Genomic DNA, 7,444 nt, shown 5'->3' on the forward strand with positions numbered 1-7,444 from the left:
TCAGCCGCCTCACGCCTCGTCACAGTTGCAGCCGCCCTGTCGGAGCAGTTCGCCGGCGGCGTAGTCGGTGCCGCAGTCGCCACAAATCACACGCACGTCGACGATAACGTCGTAGTCGTGCTTGCTGAGCTCGCCACTGGACACCAGGCCCTCGATGGTCGAATCGGTGACGGCCGAGGTTCGGCCCTGAAGGCGCTCGATCGTCTCGGCTTTCTTGTCGGGATCACCAGACTGGTCGGGGAGCTCCGCCTCGCGGTACTCCGTGAGGTACGTGTGGACTGCCTGGTGGGTGACGAAGTCGGACTGGACGCCGTCGACGTCGACACCCATCGATTCGAGTTCGCGTTGCTTGCGCATTCGGTCGGCGCTAGAGACGTCGTCGTCGGTGAGGACCTGGTAAACGTTCTGGAGGTCGGTTTCGGAGATGGAGCCGTCAGAGCGCCGGATGGCCGCGTCCAGTACCGCGCGGTTGAACTCGTCGGCGAGGTTTCGCAGGCTCGTTCGCTCGCCGTGTTCGCCGGTCCAGGCGACTTCGAGTTGTTCGCCCATGCCGCCGAGTTCGTACTTCTCGATGACGCGTGCGACCTTGCTGTTCGGCCGTGACGAAGACTCACTCATGCCCGCAGCTACTCACTGCGGCATTACAAATATATCGGTGTAATCCCAGCCGACTATTCACTGCGTGAACCGTGCTCGTATGTCCCCGGAGGGGCCGTCTGAGGACGAGAATATGAGCTATCCGTAGGGCGGCTCAGACCCACGCCGGAAATGGATTTATAATATACACAACAATGGTTTGTGGGGCATTCGGTGACTGATTTGACTGGGAACGGATTACATTAAACCGTCGGCAACAGGCACGTCTAACCGATATGAAGCCGAACCAGGTCACGGCTGACAAAACTGTTGCAAAATCGGTCCCAAGTGGGTTTTGTCTGTGAACTACAACATCCCGAGATGAATCAACGCTTTATAGCTCGTTGTCTGATTGGTGCGGCACTAATCGGCGGTCTCGTTTTAGCTGGACCCTACGAGAAACACGATCGCTCGGAGGTGCCCTTACTCGTCGACCAATCAAATGATTGGACTGTACTATGAGGCGGTCTGGGAAGCGTGAAGAGACGAGCGGTCACCTACGCGGATCGATTCAGAGGTCAGTTACCCCGATGAACTAAATCGTAGCGTCTGAACGAGGTCCAAACTAGTAACCCTGGTAACGGGATCTCCTAGTCCCTCCAAAACTGGATTTCTATTCGTAGGCGAGTTTGAGCTCGATTTCGTTCGTTGCTGTCGTGACTAGGTCGATGAGCTCCTGACGGTACGAGTTCTGTTCGATTCGTGCTGTCGGTTCCGCGATTGCAATGGCGCCACGGGCTTCGCCGTCGACGACAATCGGCGCAGCGATAGCAGAAACGCCGTGAGCGGTCTCGTGCTCATTGATCGCGTACCCCTGTTCTCGAATCGTTTCCAGTTCCGTTTCGAGCTCCTCTATTGTCGAAATCGACTCGGAGGTCTTCTGCGGGAGCCCGTGCTCGTCTACAACCCATTGAACGTGCTCCTCTGGGGAGAACGCCAGCATGGCTTTTCCGGACGCCAGACAGTGCATATATTCGTGCTTCCCGAGACGCTCGTGCGTTTCGATCGACCGTTCTCCCAGTTCTTGTGCTAAGTACACTGCTTTGCCGTGTTCTTCGACGAGCAGCCACACTGCCGAGTCCGTTTCGTCGGCTAGCTGTTTGAGGTTCGGTCTCGACTTCGATAATACTGGAAACCGATTCTGGGCGTGCACGCCACGATCTAGAAACTGGAGCGACAGCTCGTACTCGCCTTCGTCTTGCGATAGATACCCGATGTGCGAGAGCGTTTCGAGATAATTGTACAGCGTGCTGTCTGACACCTCAACGTGATCCGAGAGCTCGGTGAATGTGGCTCCATCGAGGTCTTGAATTAGCTCGACGAGCCCAAAGACTCGCTCCGCGGTTTTGATCCGCCGACTCTGTTTTTCTGTGTTTTCCATGTTAGTCACTCTCTCAGTCGCAGTATAAAATTTGGCGCCTTGTAGCCAGTGGGGATTACGATAATACAACTGTAATGTGGACTACGAAATCAACTCGGACTGTTCGTTTCGACAATGCCGAAGTGCACTGTCAGCGGAAATACTCGCTCTCACGTCTGTATAGCGGCCCCTGAGTTATATTGACCGGAGTGTTTGGAAATATCGAACCGTCACAAGGGGTGGCTACGGCTACCAACCGACCGTTTCTACGCTGATTTCAACAGATAGCAGTTAGTACGAGCGGAAACTCACTCGAAGCTGTTTCCACCAAGAACCCGGCCTGCGCCGGGAACCTGTGTACTAAGGTCGAGGTGATCCAGTATCTCGTACGTCGTTGCAGTGGCCGCAGAGAACACAGGTAGACCGAATTTGTCCTCCGCGGCCTGAATCGACGCTAGTGATGGCATCTGGACACAGGAAGAGAGAACGAGTGCATCGGCGTCCTCGGTGTCCAGGTCTTCCGCAATCGAGAGCAGATTTCGCTGGTCGAGTTGCGCTACCTCGAGGTTGTCCGGGCATTCCAGTGCCTCATAATCGATGACGTCGACACCGGTATCCTCGAAGTACTCGATCATCGTCTTCACGAGCTCCTCCATGTACGGGGCGATCAGCACTACCTTCTCGGCCGCCAACCGGTCAAGCGACCGCACAAGCGCACCGGCGCTGGTTACAACCGGTGCGCCCCCGCCATTTTCGACGGTTCGCTGGTGGAGTTTCGCCTCGCTCTCTTCGTGGTACCCTGGCCCCTGTGCCATAATCCCAATCAGACACGCGTACGCGATCACGTCGCAACGAGCGTCCGAGAGGAGCGTTGCACATTCCTCCGATTGTTCGTCCATTCGCTCTAACTCCTCTGCAGTAACACTCTGCATCCGCATCCGGCTAGAATGGAAGGTAAAGCGTTCCTCGTAGAGATCAGGGCGAGTCTCTAACATCGCTGGAATCTCTGTTTCCATCGTCACGTTCGAACTCGGGACGATCATCCCGACCCGGAAGTTGTCTGTCATAGCGCAGCTAGAGATTCTCTTCTTATCGCGATAAGCCTTGGGAGAGGTGCAAGTCTCTATTCGACGGCGTCTTCGCGACCTTCCGGACTGCGTTCAGCGAGGTTCGATACCGAACGACAGTAAACTATATGAATCGTCTTCCACAATCGCTGGTGTATGGGAACGTCTACCGACCAGTTAGACCCGGACCGTGAGGTCCCCGAGCAAGCATTCGAGGACCACATCATCGACCTCGACTTCCACGTTAACCCGATGGAAGAAGAGTTGTTGTCGTACGTCGACGACGGCGTCGTTCGAGACAAGCTCTCGACCGAGTACGGTGCCACCCCGGTCAAAGGCAAGTGGGACGCCGCCTTCGCGATCAAAGAAGGGACGGAAGGACTGTTCACGCAAGGCCGAGCCAAATACGCCGACGACGTCCGTGAAGCCTGCGAGAAATTTGCAATCGACGAGCCCGTCGTCAACGCCGGGATTAACAACCTGAACCTCCAGCACAATCCCGTCTTGAAAAACGGCGTCGTGCAGGCGGCGAACGATTACATGCTGGACCATTTCGCCGACGAAGGAGTGGCGACGTCAATGATGATCCCGAAGTGGGACCCCGAATACACTGTCGAGGAGATCGAACGGGTCGGCAGCGAGGACAATATCGTCGCAGCGTACTCCTGGTTCGACCCGAAGGTCCCGTGGGGGAGCGAGCAGTTCGATCCCGTCTTCGAAGCATTGGTCGAAAACGACCTTCCGCTATTGCTTCACGGGTCACTCGCGTACTGGCCACAGCAGTCCTATGTCGGGGACGAAATGCTGACCTGGACCGAAGTCCTGGGTTTCGACTGGCCGATACACGGGATGGTCAACGTGGTTAACATGATTATGCGCGGTGTCTTCGACCGATTCCCTGATCTAAACGTCGTCCTCCAGGAAGCCGGGCACTGGTGGGTGCCGTTCGTCCGCTATCGCATGGACGAATTCTACGAAATGCACCCAGAGGACATCAAAATCACACCCCGAAAGCACACCTCTGGCGAACAGTATCTCGACAGAACGCCCAGTGAGTATCTCCGGGACAACTTCTATCTCTGCACACAGCCGTTCGCGTTGCCGCGGAATGCGGGTGACGCGGAGGATATGTTGAATCTCAGCCTTGCGGAAGACATGTTCATCTATTCCAGTGATTGGCCTCATCAGACGCTCGACCCGCCGACATGGTTCTACACGTCGCGTGCATTCGACGATAACACCCGGGAGTCGATCCTCCACAAGAACGCTGAAGAGATCCTCCGGTTCTCGTAACAATGAGTACGGAATCATCACTCGACGACCGCTTCACCAAAGTCGCAGAAACCGACGAAATCGATCAAGGCGACGGCATCGCCGTCGACGTTAACGGAATCGAAGTCGCCGTGTTCAACGTCAGCGGTGAGTTCTACGCGATTAGTAACGTGTGCGCCCATCAGTGTGCCCCGCTCGACAAGGCCGGCGAACAGAAAATTAACGCCGACGACACGTGGACGGACACGCGCGGCGGCGTTAACGAAGACGCCTGTACCGTAAGCTGCCCATGGCATCTCTGGGAGTGGGACCTCGAGACCGGCGAACACGAGGCATCCGGAAAGCACATCGGGACATTCGACGTCGAAGTGGCTGGCGGAGACGTGTACGTCGGCATCTAACCGCTTCCCATCAGGCCCCTGTTGGGCGTTCCTCCGTTCTAGTTTACTGGTCCAGAGAACGCTGATCTACGCGTAGACCGTTCGTCGTGTGTATTTCGCCGCTGCGTACGTCGACAGCAGCCAAAATGATATAATGCTGGGCTGGCACGGGTGTTAGTACGGTACCTCGACTGGCCAACTCGTGGCTGCTTCGGGGGACGACAACCATGAAAACGATACTGTTCTGTATCGACACGGATGTGGAACGGGCGCGCAGACAAGTCGAATCGGTAACTGACCTGCCGTTCGAGCAAGACCAGATTCGCGTCGTCGTGTACCACGTGTTCCGAGGGAAAGACGAGCAGGCTGACGCCGAGAAGCTCAAATCGGTCACCTATGCCGCGGAAAACCTCGAAGAGGCGGGATACAGCGTGGACGTTCAGCAATCAAATGGGGACGCGTCACGGCACATCCTTGAGAAGGCCGAGGACATCGAAGCCGACGTGATTAGTCTCGCTGGTCGCAAGCGCTCTCCGGCGGGTAAGGTGCTTTTCGGGAGTGTCACTCAGGACGTGATCCTCGAGTCCGAGCGAACGGTATTGCTCAGCTCACTCGAGTAATTAGCTAGGGTAGCGTACTGCCCGGGTTTCTTGGCGCACACGGGTTCGTCGCCATTTCTTGGATAACCCATTTCACAGCCCCGTAGTGTGCCGTGCGTGGGGGATTGTGTTCTACTGCTGCTGGTACTCTCCTACAGGGGTCGAGATGGGGTATTAGTAGTGCTAGCCACATATGTTCGGTATCTTTATGAGGTATGGCAGCAGGTGTCGTACTATGGCGGGTAGCCAACGCTGGCAGAATGACAGCCATATCTCCGGCGAGGGAGTACAGCCTGACGAAAAATCGATCGAAGACGTGAATCTCACCGACACGTCGGTTCGTTCAACACTCAAATTCGTCATCGCGTTCGCCACCGGCGCATTCGTCTTTCTCATCCCCATCCAATGGCAAGGACAGACGACAATCCCACTCGACGTCATCATGACGCTCATCCAGAACGCATCGATGACGGCAGTGGACGTGTTTTCACTTGGACTGATTGCCGCTGGCGGGATTCTCACTACGATCTCCGAACTACACTACCGCAACATCATCACCGTCAGCGAGCAAACGGAGGAGTTGCTCCAACTCGACTACTGGCGGACTTCCGTAGTCTTCTGGGCATTCAGAGTCATCGCGATCGGCTTCGCCGTATCGATCCTTCTCAACGCGGGCCCAGCGTGGATGCTCGTCGACCCCATCGTCAATACGGCATGGGGCGCACTCGTGATCACAGTTGCACTCGTCATTCCGATCGGCTCTATCTTCGTCAATCTCCTTGCGGAGCTCGGGGGCCTCCAGTTCATCGGGACACTCGCCCAACCGATCATGCGTCCCGTATTCGACCTGCCCGGCCGCTCGGCACTCGACAGCGCCGCATCGTGGCTCGGATCGTTCAGTATCGGCTACTATCTCACTCGCAACGTCTTCGACCGTGGCGGGTACAACAAGCGCGATGTCTTCGTCATCTGTACGTGCTTTGCAACAGCCAACGTCGGCACCGTCGGCGCTGTCGCCGCACTTCTCGATATTCTCCACATCTTCCCCGTCATCATCGCGCTGTACCTCGTCGCAACACTCATCGTCGCGGCAATCCTCGTTCGTGTCCCACCGCTTTCGAGAGTTCCCGAGGAATACATCGCGGAACCGGACCCGGAACCAGAGTTCACCGGGACTGTCAGCGAATATCTCCACTTCGCTTTCAGCGAAGGGGTGAAGACCGCGAGAGAAGGCGATTCGATCCTCCGCACGTCGATCGTCGGGCTCGTCGACGGACTCAAACTAGCTGGGATGGTCGTCGGTTCCGTGCTCACGATGTCAATGATCGTCCTCCTCGTCGAACATTACACGCCGGTCTTCGAGTACATCGCCACACCATTCATCCCTATCATGGACTTTCTCGGGATCCCTGATCCGCAAACTGCGACAGTCGGGATCATCCTCGGTGGCGCGGAGTTCTTCATTGGAGCCACGTTCGTCGTCGAAGCAAGCCTCACTACGCAGGTGTTCGTTGTCATCGTCACTGGCGCGCAAGCTATCTTCTTCTCTGCTCCGGCACCGATGATGGTCGACATGTTCGACGACATCCCCATGCGGTTCCGGGACCTGTTCGTTCTGCTGGTGATGCGAACTGCTCTGCTCGTACCGATCGCCGCGGTCTTAACGCACGGTGCGGCCGCTATCGGCTTAATCTGAGTCAGGGAAACGTCGAAGACCGGGTATCTGTCGCGGGTACGGTCGCTGTCGACCGCTTTCAGCAACCTATCTCGACAAGATGTCGTGGTACATCTGACATGGCCAATCGAGAGGCGCTCCGCATAGCGGTTCAGAAGTACTTTTCCAGGCTGTCCGGTTTGTGTGCTCCCCGACCTCCCCCCAGTATAGGCCGTCGAACTACGCTTCCGCGAACGGCTGCTTCTCAGCATCCCTGTTCGTGGAAGCGAATTGGGCGCGCACGAATCAGTCAGTCAGCTGGCGGTTTCGCTCGTGAGACGACTATTCTTGGCCGCCCTTGGTGACGTGGACGTCGTCGAAGCGGAGGTCGCGTTCGGTGACGTCGACGAGCATGCGGCCGACGTCCTCGATTTCGGCGTCGATAGTGTCGCCGTCGGAGAGTTCGCTGACGCCCT

Annotated in this window: 7 protein-coding genes and 1 pseudogene; 4 read left to right on the plus strand and 4 right to left on the minus strand. The window is 56.7% G+C overall.

Annotated features, from left to right (window positions below):
- Positions 1 to 9: 9 nt before the first annotated feature.
- The 3 genes from rdfA to G9C83_RS15795 form a co-directional block, all read right to left on the minus strand.
- Positions 10 to 618 (minus strand): rod-determining factor RdfA, encoded by a 609-nt coding sequence (rdfA, locus tag G9C83_RS15785; RefSeq protein WP_167247693.1) that lies wholly within the window; start codon positions 616 to 618, stop codon positions 10 to 12.
- A 631-nt stretch (positions 619 to 1,249) separates the two neighbouring features.
- On the minus strand, positions 1,250 to 2,017 hold the full coding sequence (locus G9C83_RS15790) for an IclR family transcriptional regulator (RefSeq protein WP_167247695.1): 768 nt from the start codon (positions 2,015 to 2,017) through the stop codon (positions 1,250 to 1,252).
- A gap of 287 nt (positions 2,018 to 2,304) precedes the next feature.
- Positions 2,305 to 3,063, minus strand: coding sequence for an Asp/Glu racemase (locus tag G9C83_RS15795; protein WP_243838098.1), 759 nt, complete (start codon positions 3,061 to 3,063; stop codon positions 2,305 to 2,307).
- 156 nt (positions 3,064 to 3,219) lie between these two features.
- Here G9C83_RS15795 and G9C83_RS15800 point away from each other — a divergent pair, with 156 nt between their 5' ends.
- From G9C83_RS15800 to G9C83_RS15815, 4 genes are all read left to right on the plus strand, one after another.
- Entirely contained in the window at positions 3,220 to 4,356 is a 1,137-nt protein-coding gene (locus tag G9C83_RS15800; protein WP_167247697.1) for an amidohydrolase family protein, read from the plus strand.
- 2 nt (positions 4,357 to 4,358) lie between these two features.
- The gene (locus G9C83_RS15805; RefSeq protein ID WP_167247699.1) at positions 4,359 to 4,736 is read left to right on the plus strand and encodes a Rieske 2Fe-2S domain-containing protein; all 378 of its coding nucleotides are present in this window, start codon (positions 4,359 to 4,361) and stop codon (positions 4,734 to 4,736) included.
- Positions 4,737 to 4,942: 206 nt separating this feature from the next.
- Positions 4,943 to 5,335 (plus strand): universal stress protein, encoded by a 393-nt coding sequence (locus G9C83_RS15810; RefSeq protein WP_167247701.1) that lies wholly within the window; start codon positions 4,943 to 4,945, stop codon positions 5,333 to 5,335.
- A gap of 214 nt (positions 5,336 to 5,549) precedes the next feature.
- Entirely contained in the window at positions 5,550 to 7,010 is a 1,461-nt protein-coding gene (locus G9C83_RS15815; protein ID WP_167247703.1) for a nucleoside recognition domain-containing protein, read from the plus strand.
- A 300-nt stretch (positions 7,011 to 7,310) separates the two neighbouring features.
- On the opposite strand, the pseudogene G9C83_RS16325 reads toward G9C83_RS15815, so the two are convergent.
- Positions 7,311 to 7,444, minus strand: a pseudogene (locus tag G9C83_RS16325) (FAA hydrolase family protein); the annotation flags it as partial.

Origin of the sequence: Halobacterium sp. R2-5 (genome assembly GCF_011734195.1) — an archaeon.
Lineage (GTDB): Archaea > Halobacteriota > Halobacteria > Halobacteriales > Halobacteriaceae > Halobacterium.

Bases quoted from the DNA above. Each gene is read 5' to 3' on its own strand.
- G9C83_RS15815 (WP_167247703.1), top strand. From the start codon at position 5,550: ATGGCGGGTAGCCAACGCTGGCAGAATGACAGCCATATCTCCGGCGAG.
- G9C83_RS15810 (WP_167247701.1), top strand. From the start codon at position 4,943: ATGAAAACGATACTGTTCTGTATCGACACGGATGTGGAACGGGCGCGC.
- G9C83_RS15800 (WP_167247697.1), top strand. From the start codon at position 3,220: ATGGGAACGTCTACCGACCAGTTAGACCCGGACCGTGAGGTCCCCGAG.
- rdfA (WP_167247693.1), bottom strand. From the start codon at position 618: ATGAGTGAGTCTTCGTCACGGCCGAACAGCAAGGTCGCACGCGTCATC.
- G9C83_RS15790 (WP_167247695.1), bottom strand. From the start codon at position 2,017: ATGGAAAACACAGAAAAACAGAGTCGGCGGATCAAAACCGCGGAGCGA.
- G9C83_RS15795 (WP_243838098.1), bottom strand. From the start codon at position 3,063: ATGACAGACAACTTCCGGGTCGGGATGATCGTCCCGAGTTCGAACGTG.
- G9C83_RS15805 (WP_167247699.1), top strand. From the start codon at position 4,359: ATGAGTACGGAATCATCACTCGACGACCGCTTCACCAAAGTCGCAGAA.